Source organism: Bradyrhizobium sp. 215_C5_N1_1 (genome assembly GCF_052075935.1).
Taxonomy (GTDB): Bacteria; Pseudomonadota; Alphaproteobacteria; order Rhizobiales; family Xanthobacteraceae; genus Bradyrhizobium; species Bradyrhizobium barranii.
This window is the reverse complement of record NZ_CP197228.1, coordinates 7,650,795-7,676,941: the sequence shown is the minus strand read 5'-3', so window position 1 is coordinate 7,676,941 and position 26,147 is coordinate 7,650,795. Positions and strand designations below refer to the sequence as shown.

The following is a 26,147-nucleotide window of genomic DNA, read 5'->3' as shown; positions in this document are numbered from 1 at the left end:
AATCCTCGCAAAACGCAGGGTTCCACCTGCCGGTCCGTATCGGCCGGGATCAGGGCGCTTTTGCGGCGGGTACCCCCAGGAAGGAATCATACAATAGCGCCGCCACCCCGACAACGATGGCCACGTCCGCGAGGTTAAACACATACCAATTATAGGTATTTCCGCCGATCTCGATGTGGAACAGGGCGAAATCGACCACCGCGCCGTAGGCGAAGCGGTCGATGCCGTTGCCGATCGCGCCGCCGATGATCAGCCCGAGTGCGACCGTGGCGAGCAGGGTGTGCGAGCGGGCCATCCAGATGGCGAGGGCGACCACGGCGACGACCTTGACCGCCATCAGCGCGATCTGCGCCGACTGGCCGTCGTTCTGGAGCCAGCCGAAGCTGATGCCGATGTTCCAGGCCAGCACCAGGTCGAAGAACGGCGTCACCTTCACCACGCCACGGCGGGCGAGGTCGAACACGTTCAGGAGCCACAGCTTTGAGGCCTGATCGGCCACCAGCGTGACCACGGCCGCGAGGATGCCGGCGCGAAGCGGGGTCATGGCCGGGGATCAGACCCCCACCCCCAGCGCCTTCCATTCGCGCAGCGCCTGGGCGTCGCGCGGGGTGACGTCGGGGTATTCAGGGTCTTCACCGACCATAGGCGAGATCTTCCAGGAGCGGGCGCATTTGGTGCCCACGGCCTTCTCGACGACGACCGCGACGCCGGGCACGGCATCGAGACGGAACGCGCCCGCAGGCGCCTCGCCCTCACGCACCTCGTAGTTCGAGGTGATGCAGACCTCGGCGAGATCGGTGTCGAACAGCGTCGCCAGCATGTCGCGGTCGGCGACATAGATCACCGGTGAGGCCTCGAGCGACGAGCCGATGTTCTTGGCGGCACGTTCGAGCTCCAGCGCGCCGGTCACGACGCGGCGGACGTTGCGGATCGTCTCCCATTTCGCGGCGAGTTTGTCGTCGCGGAGCTTCTCGATGCCTTCGGGAAACAGGGTCAGATGGACGGAAGGCTCCGCGTTCGGCCGGAACATGCGCCAGGCTTCCTCGGTCGTGAAGCTCAGGATCGGCGCGAGCCATTTCAGGAGGGCATCGCACAACAGGTCGATCGTGGTGAGCGCGGCCTTGCGCGCCGGCGACGACGGCGGGTCGCAATAGAGCGTGTCCTTGCGGATATCGAAGTAGAACGCCGACAGCTCGGAGTTCATGAAGGCTGCCAAGCTCGCGACCACGGTCTTGTAGTCGAAGGCGGCATAGGCCTTGCGAACGGTTTCGGCATGGCCGGCCAGTTCGTGCAGCATCAGCCGCTCGAGCTCGGGCATCTCGGCATAGGCGACCTTCTCGCTCGCCTTGAAGTGATGCAGCGTACCGAGCATCCAGCGGATCGAGTTGCGCAGCTTGCGATAGGTCTCGATGGTGTTCTTCAGGATCTCCGGGCCGATGCGCTGGTCGTCGGCATAGTCGGTGGCGCAGACCCACAGGCGCAGGATGTCCGCGCCCGAATCCTTGATCACCTTCTGCGGCTCGACGGTGTTGCCGAGCGACTTCGACATCTTGCGGCCGTTCTCGTCGAGCGTGAAGCCGTGGGTGAGCACGATGTCGTAGGGCGCGCGGCCCCGCGTGCCTGCGCTTTCCAGCAGCGAGGAATGAAACCAGCCGCGATGCTGGTCGCTGCCTTCCAGATACATCACGGTGTCGTTGCCGCCGTCGATCTTGCGGACGATGTTGCCGAGCTGCGGGAAGTTCTGGCGATCCTCGAGCACGAAGGCGTGCGTGGAGCCCGAATCGAACCAGACGTCGCAGATGTCGTCGACCTTCTTCCAGTCCTCGCTCGCGCGGGACCCGAGGAAGCGCTCGCGGGCGCCGTCCATGTACCAGGCGTCGGCGCCTTCCTCCATGAAGGCTTCGGCGATGCGCTGGTTGACGATCTCGTCCTGCAGGATCTCTGCCGAGCCGTTGCTCTTCTCGCGCACGAACACGGCGATCGGCACGCCCCAGGCGCGCTGGCGCGAGATCACCCAGTCCGGACGATTGGCGATCATGCCGTTGATGCGGTTCTCGCCCGACGGCGGCACCCATTGCGTGACCGAGATCGCGTGCAGCGCGCGGGCGCGCAGCGTGTCGCCCTTCTTCGCATGGCCGTCATCGCTGATGTCCTTGTCCATCGCGATGAACCATTGCGGCGTGTTGCGGAAGATCACCGGCTTCTTCGAGCGCCAGGAGTGCGGATATTGATGCTTGAGGCGGCCGCGCGCGAGCAGCTTGCCGCCCTCGATCAGCGCCTTGATCACGGCCTCGTTGGCATCGCCCTTCTCGCCCTTGTCGTTGAGCACGCGCTTGCCGGTGAAGCCGGGGGCCTGCGCGGTGTAGGCGCCGTTCTCGTCGACGGTGTAGGGGATCGCGGTCGGGATGCCGCGCGCATCGAGCTCGCGGGTGTTGGCCGTCCAGACGTCGAAGTCCTCGCGGCCGTGGCTCGGCGCGGTGTGCACGAAGCCGGTGCCGGTGTCGTCGGTGACATGCTCGCCGGCGAGCAACGGCACGATGAACTCGTAACCGCCACCGAACCCGCGCAGGGGATGGGCGCATTCCACGGCGTCCAGCGTGTCGCCGGGAATGTCGCGCACCTTCTCATAGGACGTGACGCGCGCCTGCTTGAACACTTCTGCGGCGAGCGCATCGGCCAGGATCAGGAGATCGCCGGTCTTGGCCCAGTTGTCGGCGGGCGCATCCGTCACCTTGTAGAGTCCGTAGGCGATTTTCGGCGAGAACGAGATCGCGCGGTTGCCGGGCAGCGTCCAGGGCGTGGTGGTCCAGATCACGACCGAGGCACTGGCAAGTGCGCCATGCGCCGGTGACGTGACGGGAAACTTCACCCACACCATGTCGGAGGTGTAGTCCTCGTACTCGACCTCGGCTTCCGCAAGCGCGGTCTTCTCGACCACGCTCCACATCACCGGCTTGGAGCCGCGATACAGCGTGCCGTTGGCCGCGAACTTCATCAGCTCGCGGGCGATCTGCGCTTCGGCCGGATAGCTCATCGTCTGATAGGGATGATCCCAGTCGCCGATGATGCCGAGCCGCTTGAACTCCTCGCGCTGCACGTTGATCCAGTGCGTCGCATAGGCGCGGCATTCCTTGCGGAACGCCACCATCGCGGCGGAGTCGCGGAAGTCGGGCTTCTGCTTGCCCTTCTTGCGGTAGTTCTCCTCCTCGATCTTCCATTCGATCGGCAGGCCGTGGCAGTCCCAGCCCGGCACGTAATTGGAGTCGAAGCCGAGCATCTGCTGGCTCTTGGTCACGACGTCCTTGAGGATCTTGTTCAGCGCGTGCCCGATATGGATGTTGCCGTTGGCGTAGGGCGGGCCGTCATGCAGCACGAATTTGGCGCGGCCCTGGGCTTCCCGGCGCAGCTTGTCGTAGAGGCCGATGTCGTTCCAGTACTTCAGCAGTTCCGGCTCGCGCTGCGGCAGGCCGGCGCGCATCGGGAAATCCGTCTGCGGCAAATAAAGGGTCTTGGAATAGTCTTTGGCGTCGGACTTTTGCGGCTTTTCGGACATGGGGCTGACTGGCTCGGAAGGGCGCGGAAACGGATAGCGACTGGAATCGCGGGGTGAAACGACGAAATCCCGGTCTTGCGCCGAGCCTTCAGGCTCAGGCGGAAGCCGGGCCGCTAATCCCTATGATGCGCCGCGCAAACATGGGCTCTCCATAGCAGGGGCCCAAGGGAAGCGCAAAAGGTAGAAGCGCAAAAGGTTCGGCGGGCCGGATTTGGGCCTCAATCGATCACGCCAAGCCGCGGAAACGCGTCCGGGGCGGCGGCCAGCACGGCGCGGGCGCGGGCGGAATCGTCGTCCATCTGGCGGATCAGGGCCTCCAGGCTGTCGAATTTCAGCTCCTCGCGGATGAAGCCGACGAAGGCGCAGTCGAGCGCTTGTCCGTAGAGGTCGCCCTTGAAGTCGAACAGGAAGATTTCCAGCAGCGGCGCGCCATTATCAAAGGTCGGACGGCGGCCGAAGCTTGCCACCCCGTCCAGCCGCTCGGCGCCGCGGCCGACCCGCACCGCATAGATGCCGTGCTTGAGGCCGCAATTGGCATCGAGGCGGATGTTGGCGGTGGGATAGCCGAGGTCGCGGCCGCGCTTCTCGCCGTGGATCACCTCGCCGGTGATGAACCAGGGCGCGCCCAGCATGGTGGTGGCCTCGTCGATGAGGCCCTCGGCGAGCGCGATCCGGATGGCGCTGGAGGAGACCGGCCGCTCGTCGATGTCGACATGGGCCTGCACGTCAACCTCGATGCCGAGTCGAGGCGCCTCGTTGACCAGGAGGCTCGGCGAGCCGACGCGACCCTTGCCGAAATGGAAGTCGTAGCCGACCGCGATGCCGCTGACGCCGAGGCGTCCGATCAGGTCATGGTGAATGAAGTCTTGCGCGCTGGTCCCGGCCCTGGCCTTGTCGAAGGTCATGACCACGGCGCCGGCGAGCCCGGTGCCGGCTAAAAGCCGCAACTTGGCCGGCTCGTCCGTCAGGCGGAATTGCGGGGTGTTCGGGCTGAAAAACCGGCGCGGATGCGGCTCGAAGGTCAATGCCAGCGCAGGGCGGCCATGCGCCCGGCCCATCTCCAGGGCGGCTGCGATCACCGCACGATGGCCGAGATGAACGCCGTCGAAATTGCCCATGGCGACCACGGCGCCCCGCAAAACCGCGGAATCCGGCGTTGTGTCGCGGATAACGGTAAAATGCGGGACCATCAGGGGAATTCTCGAAGCGGCAGGACCGGCGGACCGTGGCTTGACCGACCGGACGAAGTCAAGCGGCAGGGGAGCGGCCGCATTGAACGTGATTTCAGTCCTTCGGAGGCGCTCCCAGTTAACGCGCTGTTTAACGCCTTGGTGCTAGTCCTTGAAATGTGGAACAGCGGGGCTCCGGCTCCGGTGGGTCCGATCGTAATATTTCCTGGGTTTGCGTTGGGGGAGTCGAGATGGCGGTTGATTTGTCGATGTCGGTTCTGGTGGTTGATGACTACAGCACCATGATCCGTATCATCAGGAATCTCCTGAAGCAGCTTGGCTTCGAGAATATCGATGATGCAAGCGACGGTTCGGCGGCGCTGAACAAGATGCGTGGCAAGAAGTACGGGCTCGTGATTTCCGATTGGAACATGGAGCCGATGACGGGTTACGACCTGCTGCGCGAAGTGCGCGCGGATCCGAACCTCGCCACCACGCCTTTCATCATGATCACTGCGGAATCGAAGACCGAGAACGTGATCGCGGCCAAGAAGGCCGGCGTGAACAACTACATCGTCAAGCCGTTCAACGCGGCGACGCTGAAGACCAAGATCGAAGCGGTCTTCCCGGACATGGCGAGCGCGTAAGCGCCGCCAGACCGCATAACAGCTCTCTATAGAGATCGTCATGCCCGGGCTTGTCCCGGGCATCCACGTTCTTGGATCCTGCAAATGAAGACGTGGATGGCCGGGGCGTAGGCGAGCGGAAGCGACGCCGTCCTTCGGACGGCTAAGCCCGGCCATGACGGCATTTGGGTCTAAGCAATTGGTCTAAGCCCGCAGCACCTGCGTGGGCTCCACCGTCACCACTTCAATTCGCGCATCAGCGCCTTCGGCGGGTGGCCGAACAACTCCATCACCGAATTCGGGTCGAGCTGGTCGAGGCCCTCGAACTCCTCGGCATGGATGCCGCGGGTGACGAACAGGCAGTCGATGCCGAATTCGCGCGCGCCGGTGAGGTCGGTGCGGACGGAATCGCCGATCGCCAGCACCTTTTTCCGGTCGATCATGTGGCCCTGGCGCTCGCCGGCGAGCATCATCGCGCGCTCGTAGATCGGGCGATGCGGCTTGCCGTAGAAGATCACCTCGCCGCCGAGTTCGCGATAGAGTTCCGCGATCGCGCCGGCGCAATAGATCAGCCGGTCGCCGCGCTCCACCACGATATCGGGGTTGGCACAGACCAGCGTCAGCTTGCGCTCGCGCGCCTTCAGCATCATGCCGCGATAGTCTTCCGCCGTCTCGGTCTCGTCGTCATAGAGGCCGGTGCAGACGATGTAGTCGGCTTCTTCCAGCGGCGCGGTCGTCGCATCGAGGCCGCGATAGATCGAGTTGTCGCGCTCGGGTCCGAGCCAGAACATCTTGCGGCCGGGATGCTCGGCGACATAGAGCCGCGTCAGGTCGCCCGACGAGACGATCGCGTCATAGGTCTCGTCCGCGACGCCGAGCTTGCGCAATTGCCGTTGGACGGAGTCGGCCGGGCGCGGGGCATTGGTGATCAGGATCACCGTACCGCCGCGGCTGCGATAGGTGTGCAGCGCCTCGCAGGCCTCGGGGAAGGATTCCAGGCCGTTGTGAACCACGCCCCAGATGTCGCTGAGCACAACGTCAACGCCGCCCACGAGCTCGCGCAGGCTTTCGGCGAAATGCAGCGTGGTCATGATGCGTGCGGCCGATCAGATCCGGCGCGCGAGCGCCGCGTTGCCGGTGATACGTTGGGCTGGAGGCGCTGAAGACGTGGCGCCTGGGCTGGGAGAAGCGGAGCCATTGGATCCCTGAATTTCCTGCGCCGGGTTCGGCGAGGCCCCGCCGGTAGCAGATGCCCCTTCAGGCCGCAATGGCCGGGGCGGCGCGAACAGGAACCCCTGACCGAACCGCACGTCAAAGTCGAGCAAATCGACCACTGCGCGCTCGCCCTCGATCCGTTCGGCGATCAGGTCGATGCCGAAGCGGCCGAGCAGGTCGGAGAGGTCGGAAGGGTGGATGTCCGAGGTCGAGGCCTGCCTGGGGTCGAGCAGGAGGGACGCCGGCACCTTGATGAAGCGCACGCCGCGATCGGCGAGCTCGCGCGGCTCGATCCTGAGGTCAGTGACATGGTCGATCGAGAAGCGGAAACCGCGCTGGGCGAGCGCCGCGAGGTTCTCGGTCTCGGCCGGGCCGAGATTGCGGAAGGTCGACTGCTTGAACTCCAGCACCAGCGAGGGCGCCAGCGCCCGGTTGGCTTCGAGGAAGTCGAGGCACTGCGCGAAGGTGGTGGAATTGCCGAGCGTGGAGGCCGCGACGTTGCAGAACACGCCGACATCCTTGTTGCGCACCATCAGGCGCCGCAGCACCTGCACACAGCGCAGCATCACCATGTTGTCGATGCGTCCGATCAGACCCGAGGCTTCGGCGATGCTGATGAATTCCTCGGCGGCGATCAGCTGGTCGCGCTCGTCGCGCAGGCGCGTCACGGCTTCGTAGAACCGCACCTTGCGCTGCGGCAGCGTCACCATCGGCTGGAGGAAGATGTCGATGCGGTTCTCGTCGATGGCGTTGCGCAGTGTCGCCAGTAACTGGGTCGGGTTGCGGCCATTGGCCGTCTGAACCGGAACGGCGGTGTGGGTCTGGATCGCCGGCGTTGGCCGCGGCGGCGGTGCGGGCAGCGGCGGAGGGGCGGCCGGCCGCTCCTCGAAGGCCGCAATCAGGTCGAGCGGCGCCTCCGGCTCTGGCCGGGCGACCGGAGCGGGGGCGGGGGTCGGCGCGGCCCCGGCCAAGAGGTCTTCATGGGCTGACACGGTGGTGGCGAGCTGCCTGACCAGCCCACCGAGCTCGTTGATCTCGCCGACCACTGACTGGATGCGGTCGGAGTTGGTCGAATTGGCCGAGGCGATGCGCCCCTCCATCGCCGCGAGCCGGCGGCCGAACTCGGCGACCTGGCGGGCGAGGTCGGCGGTGCCGCGCGAGAGGTCGGCGATCTGGCCGCCGACGTCACTGCGGTCGCGCAGCCGCATCGAGACCGCGTTGTAGAGGATCAGGAAGGTCAGCGCGGTCAGCGCCACGATGGCGGATTCGGTTCCGCTGATGCCGGCGACCGAGTAGAGGACAAGCCCGAGCGAGGCCGCGACCAGAACCATGCAGATGGCGATGAAGATCGTCGAAATGCGAATCATGCCGCGCGTTACGCCTCAAAGAGCTGACTGCCTCATCCGGGAAAACACGGGTCAGTGTGCGAACCCGTCACGCCTCATGCTCCCCCAAGCAAGGCGACCTTAACATCATTGTTGATTCGAGGGGATAGCGGCCTGTTCGCGGCGCCGGAGCATGATCCGGAAAAGTGTGTAGCGGTTTTCCCTCGCGACAAACGCGGAACGCGTTTGCGCGGAGATCATGCTCGGGCAGTCTAGGTCAGGCCGGCCCGGCGAAAGCCTTCGAGGTAGTGCTCGCGGTCGGCGGCGAGCTTGATCGGCATGAACTCGGCGATCCAGGCGAGCGAGACGTTGGGCTGGGCACGCTGGAGTTCCTTCAGCGCCGCGCGGGCGGTCTCGGTTTGCCCGGCCATCGCCGCGGCCGCGGTCAGCACCCGGTGCCCGCCGACGAAGTCACTGCGCTGGCGCAGGGCCTCCTGTGCGAGCCGGATCGCCTCCGCATAGTCCCTGCCGAGGAAACGGGCAAAGGCGGCGATGCCGAAATAGACGGGTGCATAGGGGTCGCGCGGGCTGAGGCGGATCGCCCGCCGCGCGGCCTCGTCGGCATCCCGCCAGCGGCCGCAATAGCTAAGCGTCAGGCCATAATAGCCCTGCGCCAGCGCAAAGTTCGGATTGAGCCGCAGCGCGGTCTCGAATTCGGCAAGTGAATCCTCGAACCGGCGTGCGAACAGATCGACATGGCCGAGCGCATTATGCGCCCAGGCATCCTGGTCGTCGGCGCGGATCGCGGCCCGTGCCGCGCGCTCGGCCACCGGCAGCGCCGCGGCCATCTCCATCCAGCCCATATGCGCCGTGAACATGTAGCTGGTGCCGAGCAGCCCGAGTGCCTTGCCGTAGTTCGGGTCGAGCGCGATGGCCTTTTCGAGCAGGGCTCGCGCCGCGACGTGGTCCTGCCGCGTCACGCGCCAGTAATGGGAGAGGGCGCGCATCAGAAGGTCCCAGGCGTCCAGGCTGTCGGGCGGCTTGCGCTCGGCGCGAAAATTCTCCGCGGCATAGAGCTGCGGCTCGATCGCTGCGACGATGCGTTCGGTGATCTCGTCCTGTACGGCGAAGACGTCGGCGAGCTCGCGGTCGTAGCGTTCGGCCCAGAGATGGCTGCCGGTGGCGACATCGTTGAGCTGCGCGGTGATGCGGACGCGATCGCCCTCCTTGCGGACGCTGCCCTCGACGACATAGCGCACGCCGAGCTCCTCGGCGACCTGCCGCAGGTGAACCGTGCGGCCCTTGTAGATGAAGGAGGAGTTGCGCGCGATCACGAAGAACCAGCGCAGCTTCGACAGCGCGGTGATGATGTCCTCGCTGATGCCGTCGGAGAAATAATCCTGCTCGGCCTCGCCGCTCATGTTGGTGAAGGGCAGGACGGCAATTGCGGGACGATCGGGCAGTGGCAATTCCGTCGGTATTGCGTCGGGCGGCTTGCCCGGCGCCGACGATGAGCCTGCTACGGAGCGTTCGGTCACTTCGCCGACGAACCGCACGCCCTTGCGCGCGACTGTGCGGATCAGCCGCTGATCTTCGCCATTGTCATTGACCGCGCGCCGCGCCGCGTTGATCCGGCTGGTCAGCGTCGATTCCGAGACGACGCGGCCGTTCCAGATCGCGTCGAGCAGATTGTCCCGCGTCACCACGCGCTCGCGGTTGCGGACCAGGTAAAGCAGGAGATCGAACACCTGGGGCTCGAGCGCGACGAGCGTCTCCGCCCGCCGCAATTCGCGGCGCGCGGGGTCGAGCACGAAATCTTCGAAATGAAATGTCACGCCGCCCTCGGCTCGCGCGGGGAAATCAAGGTGTTCTCAGCGTAAAATAACGCCACTCTCAAGGCCAGCGAGCCGCATGCGCCCTATCGTCCCGGCGTCTTCAACCGCAGGAGAATTGCCATGTCGACATCCGCCGCGCTCAAGCCGGCCCTCGCCCAGCCCGATCTCGCCGCCGTCAAGCAGCGCCAGCACAGCGCCTGGTCATCCGGCGACTATGCCATTGTCGGCACCACCTTGCAGATCGTCGGCGAGCAACTCTGCGAGGCGCTCGACTTGCGCGCCGGCAGCAAGGTGCTTGATGTCGCCGCCGGCAACGGCAATGCGACGCTGGCCGCCGCGCGGCGCTGGTGCGACGTCACATCGACCGATTATGTTCCCGCGTTGCTCAAGCGGGGACGCGAACGGGCCGCGGCGGAGCATCTGATGGTCGAATTCCGTGAAGCGGATGCCGAAGCGCTGCCGTTTGCGGATGCCAGCTACGACGTCGTGCTCTCGACCTTCGGCGTCATGTTCACGCCGGATCAGGACAAGGCGGCGTCCGAGCTCGCGCGGGTCTGCAAGTCCGGCGGCAAGATCGGCCTCGCCAACTGGACGCCCCAGGGCTTCATCGGTCAGCTCTTCAAGACCATCGGCAGGCATTTGCCGCCGCCAGCGGGCGTGAAGTCGCCGGCCTTGTGGGGCACGCCGGCACGGCTTGAGGAGATGTTCGGCAGCCAAGCCTCCGAGATCGCCGCCGAGCCGCGCATGTTCGCCTTCCGCTATCGCTCGCCGGAGCACTGGCTCGAGGTTTTCAAATCCTATTACGGGCCGATGCTGAAAGCGTTCGTGGCGCTGGAGGAGACCGGCCAGGCCGCGCTGCGGCGCGATCTCATGGCGCTGCTCGGCGAATTCAACCGTGCCGACGACGGTACGGTGGTGGTGCATAGCGAGTATCTGGAGGTCGTGATCAGCAAGCGCTGAATTGCCGTCGTGATCCGGTCAGGCCGAGCCCCGGCCTGACCGCCGGCAATCACGATGGCGCGGCTGCGCCGACCGTGTCGGCCGAGACGGCCTGCCGGGTGCCGAGCGGCTTGGGCGGTCCGGTGGTCGTATCCCGAAGGGTCTGCCGCTCGATCTCCGAGTTCAGCTCGGCCCCGAACATGATGACGATCGCCGACATCCACATCCACATCATCAAGCCGATCGCCGCGCCGAGCGAGCCGTAGGTCGCGTTGTAATTGGCGAATTCCGAGAGATACCAGGACAGGAGCGCCGAGCCGGCGATCCAGAGGATGGCGGCCGTCACCGCGCCGAGGCTCAGCCATTGCCAGCGTGGCGCGTCGCGGCTCGGTGCGAAGCGGTAGAGGACGGCAAGCGCGGCCAGCAGGATGACGAACAGCACCGGCCATCTCGCGAGAGCGACGATCAGCCTGCTTTCCGGCGCGATGCCGAGATGGTTGAGCGCGAGCGGGAAGGCGACCACGGTGCCCACCATCAGCAGCAGCGCCGCGATGCCGCCGACGGTGAAAGCCAACGACACCGTGTTCAGCCGGACGAAGCTGCGCTTTTCGCGCTCCTCATAGGCGACGTTGAGGGCATCGAAGATGGCTTTGACGCCCGCATTGGCGCTCCAGATCGCGAGCAAGAGGCCAAACAGGAAGGTGACACCCAGGGCGGTATTGCCGTTGGACACCACGCGCGTAACCTGGTCCTCGACGATCTGGAACGCGCCCTCGGGCAGCAGCATCGCGAGCGAATGCAGGTTGGAACTGATCGTCGAGGGATCCGCGAACAGGCCGTAGGATGAGACCAGCGCGGTCACGGCGGGAAAGACCGCGAGCAGCCCGAAGAAGACGACGCCGCCCGCAGTCGCGAGCAGGCGATCGTCGTCGATGCGCTGATAGGTGCGCCAGAAGATGTCTTTCCAGCCCGCCCACGGGATCGCGAAAGGGCTTTTCGCGTGCCGGCCGTGGCCAAGCTGCATCGCCGCGCCGGCCGGGCTCGTTTCCGGCGAGTTTGCTTCATTATTGCGATGGTCTTGCGGAGGCCCCGGCCGGATGGGGCCGGACTCCTGAAAGTAGCGTTCCGCGGACAGCACGAAGACGGCCGTGGCGGCGACCAGCAACCAACTGTCGAGGTGCTCGGTGCGCCGCGCGCGCATTTCAAGCGTCCAATCTGTGGCCGTGCCGCCGCCGCCGTGCGGCCGTGAAGCCCAGCAGCCCGACGGCTGCGAGCATCAGACCCAGCTGCACGGGCCGGTTGGTCCGAGCCGACACGGCGTTGCCGCCACGGCCACGTTCGCCCGGTGCGAGCGACACCAGCGGAATCGTCGTTGCGACCTCTTTCACCGCCTGCTTGACCGTTCCGCGCGGGATCCGCGGGGTGGCGATCGCGACGCGCATACGGCTGGCAAGCGGCACGATCGGCTTGTCCCGACGCTTTATTTGGACCAGAGCCACGCCGGCGCAGGATACGGCCAGCACCAGGAGCACGGCCGCGACGGCACCAAAGCCCCAGAATTGTCCCTGGGTGATTGCGACCCAACGATAAAGGGCCATCAGGCCGACAAAGAGGGTGGCGATCAGGAACAGCCCGGCCATTGCGAGCAGTCCTGCCGCGACCGCATAGGACGTCGCGCGGCCCGTGGCCTGATTGGTGCGGTCGCGCAAGTACGATCGCGCGGCGCGCTTGAGATGATTGATCTTGAGCGCCATGCCGGCGCGCAGCAATTCGCCCGATGGCGCGAGCATGCGGACATCCTCCGAGAACGAAAAAATCGTCGGGGGATGAACGTGGCGGAATTTGACTTGTTCCGCGCGGAGCGCGGCTGCCGGGACGGATCAGCCGAGATCGGCGGCCGCGATCCAGAACACCTCGCCCTCGGACTCCTCGGTGTCGAGCCAGAGCAGCGGCAGTTCCGGAAAGGCCTCGTCGACCAGTTCGCGGCCGCGGCCGATCTCGCAGATCAAGCCGCCATCCGGCGTCAGGTGATCGGGCGCATCGCGCAGGATGCGGCGCACCACGTCGAGACCGTCGGGGCCGCCGTCAAAGGCGAGCTTTGGTTCGGCCCGGCATTCCGGCGGCAGCGCGGCCATGCCTTCCGCATCGACGTAAGGCGGGTTGGTGATGATGAGGTCGTATCTGTTGTCGCCGAGCGGGGCGAACAGGTCGCCGCGATGCAGGCTGATCCGGTCATCGAGCCCGAATTCGCCGACATTTCGCGAGGCAACTTCGAGCGCGCCCTTGGAGATGTCGACGGCATCAACGGTGGCATTCGGGAAATGGTGCGCGGCGAGGATGGCGAGACATCCAGAGCCCGTGCAGAGATCGAGCACACGTTCGACGGCCGTGGGGTCGTCGATCAGCGAGCCCGCCTCGCCGTCGCCGCCGAAATGCGACTCCAGCAGTTCGCCGATGAAGGAGCGCGGAACGATGACGCGCTCGTCGACATAGAAGGGCAGGCCGCGCATGTAGATCTTGTTGACGAGATAGGCGGCCGGTTTGCGCGTGGTGACGCGCTGATGGATGAGGTTGACGATGGTCTTGCCTTCCGCCGACGTGACGCAGGCATGGGCAAAGATCTCGAACTGGTCGGGATGCAGATGCAGGGCTTCGCAGACCAGGAAGGCTGCTTCCGCGACCGGATCGGTCGTGCCATGGGCAAAGGCGAGCTTCGCCTCGGTGAAGCGGCTCACGGCGTAGCGCACGAAATCGATCAGCGTGAGCAACTCGCCGCGGCCGACCTTCGCGAGTTTCGGTGCCGCGCGGCCGCGCGTGGTCTTCTTGGATGCTCTTGCCATCAGGATCGGGTCCAGCGTGCGGCGGCCTCGTCGTCACGGGCGTGGGCTTCGACCCAGCCGGTGCCGGTGGCGCTCTCTTCCTTCTTCCAGAACGGCGCGCTGGTCTTGAGATAATCCATCAGGAACTCGGCCGCCTGGAACGCCGCCTGGCGGTGCTGCGACGCCGTGAGCACCAGCACGATGTTCTGGCCGGGCATGAACCGCCCGACGCGATGAATGATGGTGACGCCGTTCAGCGGCCAGCGCGATGTAGCTTCGTCGGCATGGCGCTTGATCTCTTCTTCCGCCATGCCGGGATAATGTTCGAGCGTGAGGGCGGCGATCTTCGCGCTGTTCTCGTCGCCGCGGCAGATGCCGGAAAAGCTTACGACCGCGCCGATGTCGGTGCGGCTCCCGGTCAGGATCGCGATCTCGCGCGCGATGTCGAAATCGTCCTGCTGGATGCGGATGGTGACGGGGCAGGGGCTGACGGGGGCGGTGCTTACGGGGGAGGTCATGGCCTAGCCGCCGGTCATCGGCGGGAAAAACGCGATCTCGCGGGCGCCCGCGATCGCGGCGTCCGATTTGACGTGGGCATGATCGATCGCGGTGCGGATCACCTTCGGCTTCTCGAAGGCGTAGGCATAGGCCTCGCTCCGGCCGGACAGCCAGGCGATCAGCTCCTCGACGGTGCGCACGGTCGCCGGCGGCTCTATGGTCTCCTCGGCCTTGCCGACGCGTTCGCGCACCCAGGCGAAGTACTTCACCTTCATGCCTCATCCTCCTTGATGAGGTGATGGATGCCGGCGCGGAAATAGTCGTAGCCGGTGTAGATGGTGAGGATCGCTGACGCCCAGAGCAGCGCCAGCCCGATCATCGAGACCACGGGCACCACCTCATCGCCGGCCGGGCCAGCGAGCAGGAAGCCGATGGCGATGAGCTGAACGGTCGTCTTCCACTTCGCAAGCTTGGTCACGGGAACGCTCACCCGCAGCGCGGCGAGATATTCGCGCAGGCCCGAGACCAGGATCTCGCGGCACAGGATCACGATGGCGGCCCATAGCGACCAGCCATGGATGATGCCGTCGGCGGCCAGCATCAGCAGGCAGGAGGCCACCAGCAGCTTGTCGGCGATCGGATCGAGCATCCGGCCGAACGCCGATTGCTGATTCCAGATCCGCGCGTAATAGCCGTCGAGGTAATCGGTCACTGCTGCCGCGATGAAGATGGCGACCGCGACCCAGCGCAGCCACAGCGGCTGATCCAGAATCGATTGTGCATAGATGCACCCGACCACGACCGGGATCGCGGCGATCCGGCCATAGGTCAGGATGTTCGGGAGGGACATCGCGCGGCTGGTCGTCCCTCGTGTCGTGGCGATGTTCATCCGTCCTACCAATACCGCTCGTGCCTGAAGGTCAACCGTCCCGCTCCCCAAATGAGGTGCAGCATGCGACGACCATATGACCGCGGCTCCCTTAGTTCACCCCGGCTGGGGATGGAAATAGTCGAAAATCCTGCGAGCGCTCTCGGCGCTCACCCCCGGAACCTTGCCGAGATCGGCGATCGAGGCCCGCTCGATCTCCTTCAGGGTTCCGAAATGGTGCAGCAAGGCACGTTTGCGTGACGGGCCGATGCCCGGAATCTCCTGCAAACCGGCCTCGCGGATGTCCTTCTTGCGCAGCTTGCGGTGCGAGCCGATGACGAAGCGGTGGGCCTCGTCGCGCAGGCGCTGGATGAAGTAAAGCACGGGATCGCGCGGCTCCAGCTTGATTGCCTCGCGCTCCGGCATGAACAGGGTTTCGCGGCCGGCATCCCGGTCCGGTCCCTTGGCGACCGACATCAGCGACACCTGGGTCAGGCCGAGATTCGTAAAGATCTCCCGGACGGCGTTGAGCTGGCCGCGACCGCCGTCGATGATCACGAGGTCGGGCCATTGCGGGAAGTCGTCGTCCTTGGCCTTGCCGGCGGCGTCCTCGGGCGGATTGATCAGGCGCTTGAAGCGGCGCTCCAGCACCTCTTTCATCATGCCGTAATCGTCGCCCGGCGTGAGCCCTTCCGACTTGATGTTGAACTTGCGGTACTGGTTCTTCACGAAACCATCGGGGCCGGCGACGATCATTGCGCCGACCGCATTGGTGCCCTGGATGTGGCTGTTGTCGTAGACCTCGATGCGCTTGGGCGAATGCGGCAGGCTCAGCGTCGTGGCCATGGCGTCGAGCAGCCGGCTCTGCGTCGCGGTGTCCGCGAGCTTGCGGCCGAGCGCCTCGCGCGCATTGGTCAGCGCGTGGGCGACCAGCTCCTTCTTCTCGCCGCGCTTGGGCGCCGTGACCTCGATCTTGTGGCCGGCCTTGATCGACAGCGCGTTGGCGAGCAGCTCGCTCTCCTCGATCTCGTGCGAGAGCAGGATGTTCTTCGGCGGCGGCTTGTCGTCGTAGAACTGGGCGAGGAACGACCCCAGCACTTCCTCCGGCGTATAGGTCTTCTCCGCGCGCGGGAAATAGGCGCGGTTGCCCCAGTTCTGTCCGGTGCGGAAGAAGAACACTTCGACGCAGGAGAAGCCGCCCTCCTGGTGGATGGCGAACACGTCGGCTTCTTCCACCGTGCGCGGATTGATGCCCTGCTGCGACTGGATCGCCGACAGCGCGGCGAGGCGGTCGCGGTAGAGTGCCGCGGTCTCGAATTCGAGCTCGCCGGAGGCCTTCTCCATCTCGCCGGCAAGCTCCTGCTTCACCGCTTGGCTCTTGCCGGAGAGGAAGTCAGTCGCCTCGCGCACCAGCGTCGTGTAGCCGGGGAAATCGATCTCGCGGGTACAGGGGCCGGCGCAGCGGCGGATCTGGTAGAGCAGGCAGGGCCGCGAGCGGCTCTCGAAGAAGGAATCGGTGCAGGAGCGGATCAGGAACGCGCGCTGCAAGGCGGTGATGGTGCGGTTGACCGCGCCGGCGGAAGCGAACGGGCCGAAATAGCGGCCGGGCCGCGACTGCGCACCACGATGCTTGAGGATCTGCGGCGCCCAATGGTCGCCGGTGATCAGGATGTAGGGAAACGACTTGTCGTCGCGCAGCTGCACGTTGAAGCGCGGCCGGAGCTGCTTGATGAGATTGGCTTCCAGGAGCAGCGCTTCGGTCTCGGTGTTGGTCGAGACGATCTCCACGGTCACCGTGGCTGCGATCATGCGCAGGATGCGCGCCGGTTGCGGCGCGCTCTGGCGCGCATAGTTCGACAGGCGCTTTTTGACGTTCTTGGCCTTGCCGACATAGAGCACGTCGGCATTGGCGCTGAGCATGCGATAGACGCCCGGCGAGGTGGGCGCGAGGCGGACCGCGCGCTCGATCGCTTCATGGCCGGTCGCCAGCGGCTCTTCGCCGACCGCGCCGCTCTCCTCCAGGATGTCAGGCAGCAGCGCGTCGTCCTCGTCCTCGCCAGCGGTGGTGGCGGGATCGAGGTCCGGCGGCGCCAGGCTCTCCGGCGGGGCGTCGGCCGTCGTGCCGCGCGGAGATTTGCGCGCGCGTGCGTCGTCCGGATTGTCGGTGGAATCGTGAGCCATGATGCGAATTTAAGCGCTGGGGGTGCCGATTTGAAGTTCCAGCCTTGCGGCACACACAGGATGGCGGCGCGGTTCCGGGTAACACTTGCTTAAGCCTGTTAAGAGCGTGGTAACCCGGCTTAACAGGCCTTTAACTTAAAACTCTCGATAAATCTTACGCGAAAAAGAGGAGGTTCCGTAACCATGCGATTTTGCCTTGCGCGGCGGCGCAGGCATCGCGGGGGGCGGCCGTTGCGTTGGAGAGTACCGATGAGGGGGTTCGTTGTAGGCGCAGCCGTGTTGGTTGCAGCCGGCTGGACAGCTTCGGCAGAGGCCGCCGATCTCAATTACGGGCAGGGTGCGCCCTACACCGTCAATCAGCCGCTCAATGCCTATAGTTGGGCCGGTCCGTATCTCGGTGCCAATCTCGGCTATGAGTGGGGCTCGGTGAGTAACTCGCCCGTCAAGCCCTCCGGTTTCGTCGGCGGTGTACAGGCCGGCTACAATTTCCAGAACGGTCCATGGGTGTTCGGCGTCGAGGGCGATATCCAGGCCGCGGGCGCTGATGACACCTTCGCGCCGTGGAAGTTCTCCAACCCCTGGTTCGGCACGCTGCGCGGCCGTGCGGGCTATGCCTTCAGCAACGTGCTGTTCTACGGCACCGCCGGCCTCGCCTTCGGCGAACTGCGCGCGCAGACATTCGGCTGGACGGAGTCGCACACCACCGCAGGCTGGACCATCGGTGCCGGCGCGGAAGTCGGCTTCGCGCCGAACTGGAGCGCCAAGCTCGAATATCTCTACATCGATCTGTCGACGAGCCAGTTCGCAATTACCGGCGTGTCAAACGGCTATAGCGCCAGCGTTGTGCGCGCCGGCGTGAACTATCACTTCTGATAGTTGAAGAAGAAAATACCGGACAATAGCCTCCCGGCCGCTCGCGGCCGGGATTTTTTTCGCCAGGTGTTCGCTCGAAAACGCTCTAGGAGACGATGACCAAATTGACTGCCTTTGGTCCCTTCCCCTTCTTGTCCGGCTCGACTTCAAAAGTAATGCGCTGTCCTTCGGCGAGATCTTTCAGTCCCGCCCGCTCCACAGCAGTAATGTGCACGAAGACGTCGCGCCCGCCGTCGTCGGGCTTGATGAAACCGTAGCCGCGCTCGCCGTTAAAAAACTTGACCGTTCCCGTCATGGCCATCGGGAAACTCCCCCTCATTGCTCCTCCGTCGCGACGCAGACTCACGTCACGACATGACCGGGCCTTACGAAGCCCGGGAGCTGGCCATCCTTGGGCGGACCTTTCTTTCGGTCCGATCGGATCTTTCTTAGGCCTTCACTCCGCCGCAACCATTCGCGGAAGCGGAACGTAAAGCCAGTCACGGAAACAGCATAATACGGTTCTCTGCAGATTGACTACCGCTCCTGCATCTTTTTCCCAAGAATGCCGGTGTGTTACGGCCTCGGCACCTCTAATCGGAATCTGGCAGCTCCGCCCTGTCCGAGCGGTATCTCCAGCTCGGGCAGGATCGTCTTGAGCTCGCCATGCAGCGTGTACGGCGGATTGACGATCAACAATCCGGCGGAGGTGAGGGCGGCGCCATCAAGCTGCGGCGCGACACTGAATTCGAGACGCAGACATTTTCCTGGCGGTTTTGCTGCGGCTGCGAGCCGCGCCACTGATTGCACCAGCGTGTCGGTGGCGCGTCGGCTCTTGGCCGGGTACCAGATTACATAGATACCGGTCGGCCATTTCACGAAAGCCGCCGAGAAGGCGTCGCCGAGCTTTTCGAACTCGTCTTTCGCCTCGAACGGCGGGTCGATCAGCACGAGCCCGCGCCGTTCCTTCGGTGGCACAAAGGCCGGCAGCGCGACCCAGCCGTCGAGATCGACCACGCGCGCCTGTTCGTCGCGGCGCAGCACACCGATCAGCGCCTTGCGCGCCTTCGGCTCAAGCTCGCAGGCAACGAGGCGGTCCTGCGGCCGCAGCAGGCCGCGCGTGATCAGCGGCGAACCCGGATAGGCCTTGAGTTCGCCCTTCGGATTGTAGGCACGAACGATGTCGAGATAGGGCTTGGCCAGCGCCACGGCGTCGTTCGACAGGCGCGCCTGCATCAGCCGCGCGATGCCGGTCAGCCATTCGCCGCTGCGGCGCGCCTCGTCGCTTTCGAGATCATAGAGGCCGGCGCCGGCATGGGTGTCGATGACACGGAATGCCCCCGGCTTGTCCTGGAGGTAAGTAATGATGCGCGCGAGCACGATGTGCTTGATGACATCGGCGAAGTTTCCGGCGTGGAAGGCGTGACGGTAGTTCATGAGACAGGACTACGCTACGTCACGGCTTGAGCAAAGCGGCATGCGCGTCTGTCCCGGACGCGCTGCAACGCTCTTAGCGTTGCGGGCCAGGGCCCGGGTCTGGATTCCCATGCAGCATAGGCCCCGATTCTGCAGCGCACCGCCGAAGCGGCGCGGCGTACGGGGCATGAGCAGTTGGACTAGCCACCTCTGATCGGCGGCATCGTCACCTGGTCGCGGCGGCAGGCGCGGCGCTCGATCTCCTCGCAGGCCCGGAATTGCAGGTCCTTGCTGAGGCAGATGCGGACCTCCGAGAGCCGGGTCCGGTTGCAGGTGACCGAGATGGCCGCGTTGCTCAGGCCCGCATTGGCCTTGATGAAGGCTTCCTCCACCTCGCCCGGCGCCACGGTCTTGGCCTGCGACAGTTCGAGATATTCCGCCGGGATCTTGATCGCGGCGCGCGCCTTTCGGATCGTCTCGAAATAATTGCGGCTGTCGAGCCCGGAGCAGGTGCCGTGCTTGTCCCACTCGTTGAAGATCAGCCCCGGCGCCGGCATCAAATCGAGCATCGAAGAGACGATGTTGCGGTTCAGGCGTGGCGAGGGCCGCTGGCAATATTCAGGGAAGCCATTCTCATATTGCGGCCACAGCCCGTGCACCACGAACGCGTAGGGCCGCCCGCTGCACTGCATCTGCGAGCGACCACCGCCGCCGCCGCGGTTGCGCTCGGACGCCTCCTCGCAGAAGGAGGGCGACCATGACAGCGACAGCACATAGAAGTCGAATTCGCCGGGCGCGTTCTGCCGTTTGTCCTGGGCCTTCGCGCCGCCCGGCAGCGCGACCAGCCCGGCGGCCAGAACCAGGGGGAGGGTCAGTGAGATCACGAGACGGGTGAACGAATGCAATCTAAAATGAAACATGGCGACGCCCCTCAACTAGACTGTGCAGTCAGCCTAGCAGGCAACAAGAACATTTCAAGAACAAAATTCGGGCCGGCCCGTCAGGCGCCTGATCAGTCCGATTCAGGCCTTTCGATCGAGCCTCAGGGCCTGGCGGCGCGGCAGGACGGATTGTAGGCCCAGTTGCGGTCGAGCCCGACCACGCACCATTCCACACCATTGCCGTAGCCGGAGAAGCCGCCATCCTCGATGATCGAGAAATGCACCTTGCGCACCTTTCCGTCATTGAGCATGGCGTCGCCGGTGCAATAGCGGCGCGGAATGTTGTCAGACTGCCAGGGCCGGAACGCGATCTCGTGAACGGCGGCGAAGCCGGTGATCTTCAACGAGGAATTCCAGAACGAGCTTTCCTTCTCCCAGAACTGGGTGGCGATGGTCGGCAGCGCCCTCTCGCAATCGACGACGGCGCCGTCATAGCGCGGCCCGTTCAGCCAGAAGTTCAGCTCCAGCGGATTGGCGGCCCTGGCCTCACCGAGCGACAGCGCCCCGAACATGAGGCCAAGCAAGGTGGCAAAGCGGAGCGATTTCAGGGGGAGGGCGCGCATGGGCAATCCGGACAGCTGGGTCTTGCGAAGGATGGACGGTGCCGCGAAGGCCGGGGCAGGTCAAGTGCAGCGCGGCAACACTTGGCCAAGAGTTGACCCCAACCTCGCAGCCGGCGGGGCATCAGTTCTTTTCATGGACCTCCCGGCACCGTAAACTGGTCCCAACCAATTGGAGTAACGGGAATGCGAATCATTGCGGCCGCGGGCTTTCTTGCCCTGGGGATGATGGCCAGCCAGTCGGCACGCGCCGATCTCCTTCCGGTGCCTCCGTTCAAGGGCAACGACACCGGCGGCATCATCGCTTATTCGCTGGCGACCCAGGCTGATGCGCGGCAGGTCGCGGTCGATCACTGCGCGCGCTACGGCAAGGTCGTGAAATTCCTCGCGGTGCAGGCCTTTGAGGGCGGCTATATCTCGTTCTCCTGCCGTTGGGTGCCCTATGGCGCTGCCCAACAGCCGATCCGTACGCTGTACTGAGGCGCTTTCGGAACGTCGGGAGCTTCCCACATGACGCGCAAGCTCGCTTTGCTCGGCTCGGCCCTTTGTCTTGTGGTGTCGGCAGGCAGCGCCAGCGCCGACGATCTGCCGGTGCGCAAGGCCGGTCTCTGGGAAATGAAGATGGTCAGGACCGGCACGCCCATGCCCGAGATGACCATGCAGCACTGCACCGACGAGACCGTCGACAAGGAGATGAACAACAACGTCTCCCCGATGGCCAAGCAGATCTGCGCCAAGCAGGACATCAAGAAGACCGCGACCGGCTATGTCAGTGATTCCGAGTGCAACGTCGCCGGCATCAGCACGACCTCGCATGCCGAGATCACCGGCGATTTCAACTCGGCCTATACGGTGAAGACCTCGTCGCATGCACAAGGCGGCGCCGCCGGCGCAGCAGGCCGCGACACCACGATGCAGCTCGAAGCCAAGTGGCTCGGGGCCTGCAAGCCCGACCAGAAGCCCGGCGACATCGTGATGCCCGGCGGCTTCAAGATGAACGTGCGCGACATGGACAAGTTGAAGGCGTTGCTGCCGAAGTAGGTTTGTCTTCCCCTCTCCCCTTGTGGGAGAGGGTGTCTCGCCGCGTAGCGGCGAGACGGGTGAGGGGTATCTCTCCGCGCGTGACTCTCTTACTTCTGAATTCGCGGAAACAACCCCTCATCCGGCGCTTCGCGCCACCTTCTCCCACAAGGGGAGAAGGAAGAGCCGCCTACACCGGAATCCGGACACTCGCCCTTAATCCCCCCATCGGGCTGTCGCCGAGGGTGATGTCGCCGCCATGCGAGCGCGCGATGTCGCGGGCGATGGCTAGCCCCAAGCCGGTGCCGCCTTCGTCCTGGTTGCGGGCGTTGTCGAGCCGCAGGAACGGCTTGAACACCTCTTCGCGCAAGTGCGCGGGAATGCCGGGGCCGTCGTCCTCGACCGTGACGGTCAAATAACGGTGATCGCGCTGGCCGTTGATGGCGATGCTCTTGCCGTAGCGCGCCGCGTTGGTGACGAGGTTGGCGAGGCAGCGCTTGAACGAGGCCGGCTTCACGGTCACCACGGGCAGACCGTGGAACGCGACGGTCGCGGTGTGGCCGTGGCGCTCGGCGTCGCTGCGCAGCTCCTCGAGCGCCTGCGCCATGTCGGTCGGCTGCGACTGCTCGCCGGAATCGCCGCGGGCAAACGCAAGGTAGTCCTCCAGCATCATCGACATCTCGTCGACGTCCTTGCGCATGCCCTCAAGCTCTGGGTTGTCGCCAATCAGCGCCAGCTCGAGCTTGAACCGGGTCAGGATGGTGCGCAGATCGTGGCTGACGCCGGCTAGCATCGCGGTGCGCTGCTCCATCGTGCGCTCGATGCGTGACTTCATCTCGAGGAAGGCGACCGCCGCGCGCCGTACCTCGCGCGCGCCGCGCGGCCTGAAGTTCGGCGCCTCGCGGCCCTTGCCGAAACTCTCGGCGGCGTCTGCCAGCCGCAGGATCGGCTTGATCTGGTTGCGCAGGAACAGCACGGCTACGATCAGGAGGATCGAGGACGTGCCGACCATCCAGAACAGGAAGATCTCCGAGTTCGAGGCATAGGCGGCGCTACGCTGCGCGAACACGCGCATTACGGCATCGTCGAGCTGGATGCGGATCTCGACGAGGTTGGAGCGGCCGACGGTGTCGATCCAGAACGAGCGTCCGATCTGGCGGCCGAGCTGCACCGACAGCGTCTGGTCGAGCAGCGAGAAGAACGGTTTTGGGCCCGGCGGCGGCATGTCGCCGGCGGGGAGGAAGTCGACGACGAGGCCGAGGCGCTGCTGGGCGATGCGGCGGATCTCGTTGCGGTCCTTGTCCTGCGGATAGCCCTTGTAGACGTCGATCAGCGCGGCGATGTCCTGCACGACGGCAGCCGACAGGCGGCGCGTCACCGTGTTCCAGTGCCGCTCCATGAACACGAAGGCGACGACCGATTGCAGGATCACCATCGGCACGATCATGATGAGCAGCGCGCGGGCATAGAGGCCGGTCGGCATCCAGCCTTTGAATGCGTTGCCCATCCAGCCATTGGCGGCGGAGACGCGGCCGGCGGCGCTCTTCAACAGCGTCAGGCCGGTATCGATCGTGCTCATCGGTCGCGCTTCACTGCTTTATGGCGAGGCCACCAGGCGGTAGCCGATCCCGCGTACCGCCTGGAGGAACAGCGGATTGGCGGGGTCGGTCTCGATCTTGCGCCTGAGGCGGTTGATCTGCACGTCGACGGCGCGCTCGTTGACGCTGCCATTGCCGGTGAGCGCGCTGCGCGGCACGGTCTCGCCCGGGGTCTCCGAGAGAATCCGCAGCATCTCGCGTTCGCGGTCGGTGAGGTGAATGACCTCCTCGCCCTGGCGCAGCTCGCCGCGATCGAGATGGTAGACGTAAGGGCCGAACGCGATCTTCTCCACCGCGGCGGTTTGCGGCGGCGGTGCGGCGCGCTTGAGGATGTTGTTGATGCGCAGCGCAAGCTCGCGCGGCTCGAACGGTTTTGCCACGTAATCGTCGGCCCCGATCTGCAGGCCCTCGATGCGGGCTTCGGCCTCGTGCCGCGCCGTCAGCATCACGATCGGCACCGAGGAGGAGGTCCGGATGAAGCGGGCGAGATCGAAGCCGGTCTCGCCGGGCATCATGACGTCGAGGATCAGGAGATCGAAATGCAGCCCCATGAGCTTCGAGCGTGCATCGCCGGCGCTTGCGGCGGTAGTGACGCGATAACCTTCGCTGGCGAGGAAGCGCGACAACAGATCGCGGATGCGGCGGTCGTCGTCGACCAGCAGCAGATGCGGCGCATCGTCGGCCGGTTCTACCGGCGGGCGGGCGAGCGTGGCAGCGAACGGCACGTTCACTCCTTTCCGTCCTGATTGACGTTGGCGAAGATCGTCTCCAGCACCTTGTCCGGATCGTCGCGGTCGATCATCGCGCGCAGGAAACGCTTGACGGTATCGGCATCCTGCGGCGCCAACTCGGCGAGCGCCTTGGTGATCCGCGTGGTCTGGAGCCCGGCGAGCTTCTGCACCAGCGCCTCGCCCTTCGGCGTCGCGTAGAGCAGGCGCTGGCGGCGGTCATTGTCGCCGGTCTTCTGCACGATATAGCCCTCGTCCAGGAGCTGCTTGAGCACGCGGCCGAGCGACTGTTTTGTGATGCGCAGGACATCGAGCAGGTCGGCGACCTTGAGGCCGGGATAGCGATAGACGAAATGCATGACCCGGTGGTGGGCCCGGCCGAAGCCGAAAGCCTCCAGCTCCTGGTCGGGATCGCCGACGAAATCACGATAGGCGAAGAACAGCAGTTCGATGATATCCCAGCGCAAATTGCCTCCATCGCCTGCGGCCGGCCGCGGCTCGGCTGCGTCTTGAGAGGGAGTTGCGAAATTTATGTCAGGCATATTGACGTATCTTGGGTTCAATGTTACAAAACGATCAGCCCGCACGAAATTTTAGATCGCTTCGCGTCGGGTGGCAGTTCTAGGAGCGGCCGGAGAGAGCCGGACAGGCGACGACGGCCGAAGCAGATCTACCGTGCGATTGTCGAGCGGCATTTCGGCAAAACATACTGGACTTCCGCGTTCCGCAAAAGCATGTCCTCGGCGACATGCTGGCCACGGAAACCGGCCGTAACAAGGCTGGCGGCGGTCCAGCCACAACCTAATCAAGCCAGCCGGGCCCAAACAGGGCAGGCGGGCGCCAGAACAGCGCCGCTACCGGCAGCGGGAGGCAAGGACATGAGTATGAAATTCGACATCCAGCCCGCATCCAATCCGACATCCGAGAAGGACCGCGTCGCCAAGCTGGTGGACCCCGGCTTCGGTCGGGTTTTCACCGATCACATGGCGATCGTCCGCTACAACCAGGCCAAGGGCGGCTGGTACGAAGCACGCATCGAGGCGCGCGCCAACTTCCAGCTCGATCCGGCCGGCGCGGTCCTGCACTACGCGCAGGAAATCTTCGAAGGCCTCAAGGCCTACAAGCGTGACGACGGCGGTGTGAACCTGTTCCGCCCCGACGCCAATGCGCGCCGCTTCAAGGATTCCGCCGACCGCATGGCGATGGCGCAGCTGCCCGAGGACGTCTTCATCGAGGCGGTGGAGCAGGTCGTGCGCATCGACCGCGCCTGGATGCCGGGTGGCGAGGGCAGCCTTTATCTGCGCCCCTTCATGATCGCGAGCGAGACCTTCCTCGGCGTCAAGCCGTCGTCCGAATACATCTTCGCGGTGATCGCTTCGCCGGTTGGCTCCTATTTCAAGGGCGGACCTGCGCCGGTCTCGATCTGGGTCTCGGAGAACTACACCCGCGCCGCGATCGGCGGCACCGGCGCCGTCAAGTGCGGCGGCAATTATGCCGCGAGCCTGCGTGCGCAGGCCGAAGCGATCCAGCACGGTTGCGATCAGGTCGTCTTCCTCGACGCGGTCGAGCGCCGCTACATCGAGGAGCTCGGCGGCATGAACGTCTTCTTCGTGTTCGAGGACGGCTCGCTCTCGACGCCGCCGCTCGGCACGATCCTGCCCGGCATCACCCGCGACTCCATCATCGCGCTCGCGAAGGATGCCGGCAAGACGGTGCGCGAGAAGCCGTACTCGCTCGACCAGTGGCGCAAGGATGCGGCGAGCGGCAAGCTGAAGGAAGCGTTCGCCTGCGGCACCGCTGCCGTGATCTCGCCGATCGGCAAGGTGCGTTCGGTGAGCGGCGATTTCGAGATCAGCGGCGGCGCCGCCGGCCCCGTCGCCACGGGCCTGCGCAAGCAGCTCATCGACATCCAGTACGGCCGCACCAACGATCCGCACAACTGGATCCGCAAGGTGTTTTGATCGACGGCGATTACGTTTCCCCTCTCGCACAAGGGAGAGGGGA

Annotated in this window: 26 protein-coding genes; 6 read left to right on the top strand and 20 right to left on the bottom strand. The window is 65.1% G+C overall.

All coding sequences use genetic code 11. From position 1 onward, the window contains the following. Positions 1-49: 49 nt before the first annotated feature. From lspA to AB7G19_RS36760, 3 genes are all read right to left on the bottom strand, one after another. Entirely contained in the window at positions 50-544 is a 495-nt protein-coding gene (gene lspA, locus AB7G19_RS36770; RefSeq protein WP_085403349.1) for a signal peptidase II, read from the bottom strand. Between the two features lie 9 nt (positions 545-553). Beyond that, positions 554-3,553, bottom strand: coding sequence for an isoleucine--tRNA ligase (gene ileS, locus AB7G19_RS36765; RefSeq protein WP_135214812.1), 3,000 nt, complete (start codon positions 3,551-3,553; stop codon positions 554-556). A gap of 218 nt (positions 3,554-3,771) precedes the next feature. Beyond that, positions 3,772-4,743, bottom strand: a complete 972-nt coding sequence (locus AB7G19_RS36760) for a bifunctional riboflavin kinase/FAD synthetase (RefSeq protein WP_085403347.1) — start codon at positions 4,741-4,743, stop codon at positions 3,772-3,774. A 230-nt stretch (positions 4,744-4,973) separates the two neighbouring features. Here AB7G19_RS36760 and AB7G19_RS36755 point away from each other — a divergent pair, with 230 nt between their 5' ends. Continuing rightward, positions 4,974-5,369 (top strand): response regulator, encoded by a 396-nt coding sequence (locus AB7G19_RS36755; RefSeq protein ID WP_007596883.1) that lies wholly within the window; start codon positions 4,974-4,976, stop codon positions 5,367-5,369. Positions 5,370-5,584: 215 nt separating this feature from the next. Here the strand turns inward: AB7G19_RS36755 and AB7G19_RS36750 are convergent, their stop codons facing one another. The 3 genes from AB7G19_RS36750 to AB7G19_RS36740 all read right to left on the bottom strand — a co-directional run bounded on the left by AB7G19_RS36750 (position 5,585) and on the right by AB7G19_RS36740 (position 9,723). Beyond that, positions 5,585-6,439 carry a TIGR01459 family HAD-type hydrolase gene (locus tag AB7G19_RS36750; RefSeq protein ID WP_063985586.1) on the bottom strand — a complete coding sequence of 285 codons (855 nt, stop codon included), beginning with the start codon at positions 6,437-6,439 and terminating at the stop codon, positions 5,585-5,587. 15 nt (positions 6,440-6,454) lie between these two features. Then, on the bottom strand, positions 6,455-7,930 hold the full coding sequence (locus AB7G19_RS36745; RefSeq protein WP_063985585.1) for an EAL domain-containing protein: 1,476 nt from the start codon (positions 7,928-7,930) through the stop codon (positions 6,455-6,457). Between the two features lie 230 nt (positions 7,931-8,160). Then, entirely contained in the window at positions 8,161-9,723 is a 1,563-nt protein-coding gene (locus tag AB7G19_RS36740) for a winged helix-turn-helix domain-containing tetratricopeptide repeat protein (RefSeq protein WP_085403346.1), read from the bottom strand. A gap of 120 nt (positions 9,724-9,843) precedes the next feature. On the opposite strand from AB7G19_RS36740, the gene AB7G19_RS36735 reads away from it, so the two are divergent. Then, positions 9,844-10,683 carry a class I SAM-dependent methyltransferase gene (locus tag AB7G19_RS36735; protein WP_063985583.1) on the top strand — a complete coding sequence of 280 codons (840 nt, stop codon included), beginning with the start codon at positions 9,844-9,846 and terminating at the stop codon, positions 10,681-10,683. A gap of 49 nt (positions 10,684-10,732) precedes the next feature. Here the strand turns inward: AB7G19_RS36735 and AB7G19_RS36730 are convergent, their stop codons facing one another. From AB7G19_RS36730 to uvrC, 7 genes are all read right to left on the bottom strand, one after another. Then, the gene (locus tag AB7G19_RS36730) at positions 10,733-11,863 is read right to left on the bottom strand and encodes a YihY/virulence factor BrkB family protein (RefSeq protein ID WP_085403345.1); all 1,131 of its coding nucleotides are present in this window, start codon (positions 11,861-11,863) and stop codon (positions 10,733-10,735) included. 1 nt (position 11,864) lies between these two features. Then, the gene (locus AB7G19_RS36725) at positions 11,865-12,452 is read right to left on the bottom strand and encodes a hypothetical protein (protein ID WP_085403344.1); all 588 of its coding nucleotides are present in this window, start codon (positions 12,450-12,452) and stop codon (positions 11,865-11,867) included. 90 nt (positions 12,453-12,542) lie between these two features. Next, on the bottom strand, positions 12,543-13,502 hold the full coding sequence (prmB, locus tag AB7G19_RS36720) for a 50S ribosomal protein L3 N(5)-glutamine methyltransferase (RefSeq protein WP_071909540.1): 960 nt from the start codon (positions 13,500-13,502) through the stop codon (positions 12,543-12,545). After that, positions 13,502-13,999 carry a molybdenum cofactor biosynthesis protein MoaE gene (locus tag AB7G19_RS36715; RefSeq protein WP_071909541.1) on the bottom strand — a complete coding sequence of 166 codons (498 nt, stop codon included), beginning with the start codon at positions 13,997-13,999 and terminating at the stop codon, positions 13,502-13,504. Before AB7G19_RS36715 ends, prmB begins: the two co-directional genes overlap by 1 nt. 3 nt (positions 14,000-14,002) lie before the next feature. Beyond that, entirely contained in the window at positions 14,003-14,254 is a 252-nt protein-coding gene (gene moaD, locus AB7G19_RS36710; RefSeq protein WP_015688556.1) for a molybdopterin converting factor subunit 1, read from the bottom strand. Next, a complete protein-coding gene (gene pgsA / locus AB7G19_RS36705) occupies positions 14,251-14,868 on the bottom strand; it encodes a CDP-diacylglycerol--glycerol-3-phosphate 3-phosphatidyltransferase (protein WP_014491974.1) in 618 nt (205 codons plus the stop codon). Before pgsA ends, moaD begins: the two co-directional genes overlap by 4 nt. Positions 14,869-14,964: 96 nt before the next feature. Then, a complete protein-coding gene (uvrC, locus tag AB7G19_RS36700) occupies positions 14,965-17,028 on the bottom strand; it encodes an excinuclease ABC subunit UvrC (protein WP_085403343.1) in 2,064 nt (687 codons plus the stop codon). A gap of 249 nt (positions 17,029-17,277) precedes the next feature. Between uvrC and AB7G19_RS36695 the strand changes: the two genes are divergently transcribed. Continuing rightward, the gene (locus tag AB7G19_RS36695; protein WP_014491976.1) at positions 17,278-17,901 is read left to right on the top strand and encodes an outer membrane protein; all 624 of its coding nucleotides are present in this window, start codon (positions 17,278-17,280) and stop codon (positions 17,899-17,901) included. 85 nt (positions 17,902-17,986) lie between these two features. Here AB7G19_RS36695 and AB7G19_RS36690 read toward each other — a convergent pair whose 3' ends face one another. The 4 genes from AB7G19_RS36690 to AB7G19_RS36675 all read right to left on the bottom strand — a co-directional run bounded on the left by AB7G19_RS36690 (position 17,987) and on the right by AB7G19_RS36675 (position 20,800). Beyond that, positions 17,987-18,202, bottom strand: coding sequence for a cold-shock protein (locus tag AB7G19_RS36690; protein ID WP_063986700.1), 216 nt, complete (start codon positions 18,200-18,202; stop codon positions 17,987-17,989). 254 nt (positions 18,203-18,456) lie between these two features. Next, positions 18,457-19,317, bottom strand: a complete 861-nt coding sequence (locus AB7G19_RS36685; RefSeq protein WP_085403342.1) for a 23S rRNA (adenine(2030)-N(6))-methyltransferase RlmJ — start codon at positions 19,315-19,317, stop codon at positions 18,457-18,459. Between the two features lie 179 nt (positions 19,318-19,496). Beyond that, entirely contained in the window at positions 19,497-20,216 is a 720-nt protein-coding gene (locus tag AB7G19_RS36680; protein WP_085403341.1) for a ribonuclease T2 family protein, read from the bottom strand. 122 nt (positions 20,217-20,338) lie between these two features. Further along, on the bottom strand, positions 20,339-20,800 hold the full coding sequence (locus AB7G19_RS36675; protein WP_063985577.1) for a hypothetical protein: 462 nt from the start codon (positions 20,798-20,800) through the stop codon (positions 20,339-20,341). Positions 20,801-20,983: 183 nt separating this feature from the next. On the opposite strand from AB7G19_RS36675, the gene AB7G19_RS36670 reads away from it, so the two are divergent. Together AB7G19_RS36670 and AB7G19_RS36665 are read left to right on the top strand one after the other, a co-directional pair. Then, positions 20,984-21,277 (top strand): hypothetical protein, encoded by a 294-nt coding sequence (locus tag AB7G19_RS36670; protein WP_063985576.1) that lies wholly within the window; start codon positions 20,984-20,986, stop codon positions 21,275-21,277. 30 nt (positions 21,278-21,307) lie between these two features. Then, positions 21,308-21,838 carry a DUF3617 domain-containing protein gene (locus tag AB7G19_RS36665; protein WP_063985575.1) on the top strand — a complete coding sequence of 177 codons (531 nt, stop codon included), beginning with the start codon at positions 21,308-21,310 and terminating at the stop codon, positions 21,836-21,838. A 169-nt stretch (positions 21,839-22,007) separates the two neighbouring features. Here AB7G19_RS36665 and AB7G19_RS36660 read toward each other — a convergent pair whose 3' ends face one another. From AB7G19_RS36660 to AB7G19_RS36650, 3 genes are read right to left on the bottom strand one after another with little or no spacing between them, the layout of a single operon-like run. Then, positions 22,008-23,396, bottom strand: a complete 1,389-nt coding sequence (locus tag AB7G19_RS36660; RefSeq protein ID WP_028151545.1) for an ATP-binding protein — start codon at positions 23,394-23,396, stop codon at positions 22,008-22,010. Between the two features lie 18 nt (positions 23,397-23,414). Continuing rightward, on the bottom strand, positions 23,415-24,146 hold the full coding sequence (locus AB7G19_RS36655) for a response regulator (RefSeq protein WP_028169830.1): 732 nt from the start codon (positions 24,144-24,146) through the stop codon (positions 23,415-23,417). Then, positions 24,143-24,685 carry a MarR family winged helix-turn-helix transcriptional regulator gene (locus AB7G19_RS36650; protein WP_063985573.1) on the bottom strand — a complete coding sequence of 181 codons (543 nt, stop codon included), beginning with the start codon at positions 24,683-24,685 and terminating at the stop codon, positions 24,143-24,145. The genes AB7G19_RS36655 and AB7G19_RS36650 overlap by 4 nt, the downstream gene beginning before the upstream one ends. Before the next feature lie 336 nt (positions 24,686-25,021). On the opposite strand from AB7G19_RS36650, the gene AB7G19_RS36645 reads away from it, so the two are divergent. Further along, positions 25,022-26,104 (top strand): branched-chain amino acid aminotransferase, encoded by a 1,083-nt coding sequence (locus AB7G19_RS36645; RefSeq protein WP_085403340.1) that lies wholly within the window; start codon positions 25,022-25,024, stop codon positions 26,102-26,104. Positions 26,105-26,147: the final 43 nt, after the last annotated feature.

Coding starts and splice junctions, on each gene's coding strand:
- AB7G19_RS36645 (WP_085403340.1), top strand. CDS start 25,022: ATGAGTATGAAATTCGACATCCAGCCCGCATCCAATCCGACATCCGAG.
- moaD (WP_015688556.1), bottom strand. CDS start 14,254: ATGAAGGTGAAGTACTTCGCCTGGGTGCGCGAACGCGTCGGCAAGGCC.
- AB7G19_RS36670 (WP_063985576.1), top strand. CDS start 20,984: ATGCGAATCATTGCGGCCGCGGGCTTTCTTGCCCTGGGGATGATGGCC.
- AB7G19_RS36660 (WP_028151545.1), bottom strand. CDS start 23,396: ATGAGCACGATCGATACCGGCCTGACGCTGTTGAAGAGCGCCGCCGGC.
- AB7G19_RS36650 (WP_063985573.1), bottom strand. CDS start 24,685: ATGCCTGACATAAATTTCGCAACTCCCTCTCAAGACGCAGCCGAGCCG.
- lspA (WP_085403349.1), bottom strand. CDS start 544: ATGACCCCGCTTCGCGCCGGCATCCTCGCGGCCGTGGTCACGCTGGTG.
- AB7G19_RS36715 (WP_071909541.1), bottom strand. CDS start 13,999: ATGACCTCCCCCGTAAGCACCGCCCCCGTCAGCCCCTGCCCCGTCACC.
- AB7G19_RS36760 (WP_085403347.1), bottom strand. CDS start 4,743: ATGGTCCCGCATTTTACCGTTATCCGCGACACAACGCCGGATTCCGCG.
- AB7G19_RS36735 (WP_063985583.1), top strand. CDS start 9,844: ATGTCGACATCCGCCGCGCTCAAGCCGGCCCTCGCCCAGCCCGATCTC.
- AB7G19_RS36685 (WP_085403342.1), bottom strand. CDS start 19,317: ATGAACTACCGTCACGCCTTCCACGCCGGAAACTTCGCCGATGTCATC.
- uvrC (WP_085403343.1), bottom strand. CDS start 17,028: ATGGCTCACGATTCCACCGACAATCCGGACGACGCACGCGCGCGCAAA.
- AB7G19_RS36755 (WP_007596883.1), top strand. CDS start 4,974: ATGGCGGTTGATTTGTCGATGTCGGTTCTGGTGGTTGATGACTACAGC.
- AB7G19_RS36750 (WP_063985586.1), bottom strand. CDS start 6,439: ATGACCACGCTGCATTTCGCCGAAAGCCTGCGCGAGCTCGTGGGCGGC.
- AB7G19_RS36725 (WP_085403344.1), bottom strand. CDS start 12,452: ATGCTCGCGCCATCGGGCGAATTGCTGCGCGCCGGCATGGCGCTCAAG.
- AB7G19_RS36675 (WP_063985577.1), bottom strand. CDS start 20,800: ATGCGCGCCCTCCCCCTGAAATCGCTCCGCTTTGCCACCTTGCTTGGC.
- AB7G19_RS36695 (WP_014491976.1), top strand. CDS start 17,278: ATGAGGGGGTTCGTTGTAGGCGCAGCCGTGTTGGTTGCAGCCGGCTGG.
- pgsA (WP_014491974.1), bottom strand. CDS start 14,868: ATGAACATCGCCACGACACGAGGGACGACCAGCCGCGCGATGTCCCTC.
- AB7G19_RS36730 (WP_085403345.1), bottom strand. CDS start 11,863: ATGCGCGCGCGGCGCACCGAGCACCTCGACAGTTGGTTGCTGGTCGCC.
- AB7G19_RS36680 (WP_085403341.1), bottom strand. CDS start 20,216: ATGTTTCATTTTAGATTGCATTCGTTCACCCGTCTCGTGATCTCACTG.
- AB7G19_RS36690 (WP_063986700.1), bottom strand. CDS start 18,202: ATGGCCATGACGGGAACGGTCAAGTTTTTTAACGGCGAGCGCGGCTAC.
- ileS (WP_135214812.1), bottom strand. CDS start 3,553: ATGTCCGAAAAGCCGCAAAAGTCCGACGCCAAAGACTATTCCAAGACC.
- AB7G19_RS36745 (WP_063985585.1), bottom strand. CDS start 7,930: ATGATTCGCATTTCGACGATCTTCATCGCCATCTGCATGGTTCTGGTC.
- prmB (WP_071909540.1), bottom strand. CDS start 13,502: ATGGCAAGAGCATCCAAGAAGACCACGCGCGGCCGCGCGGCACCGAAA.
- AB7G19_RS36665 (WP_063985575.1), top strand. CDS start 21,308: ATGACGCGCAAGCTCGCTTTGCTCGGCTCGGCCCTTTGTCTTGTGGTG.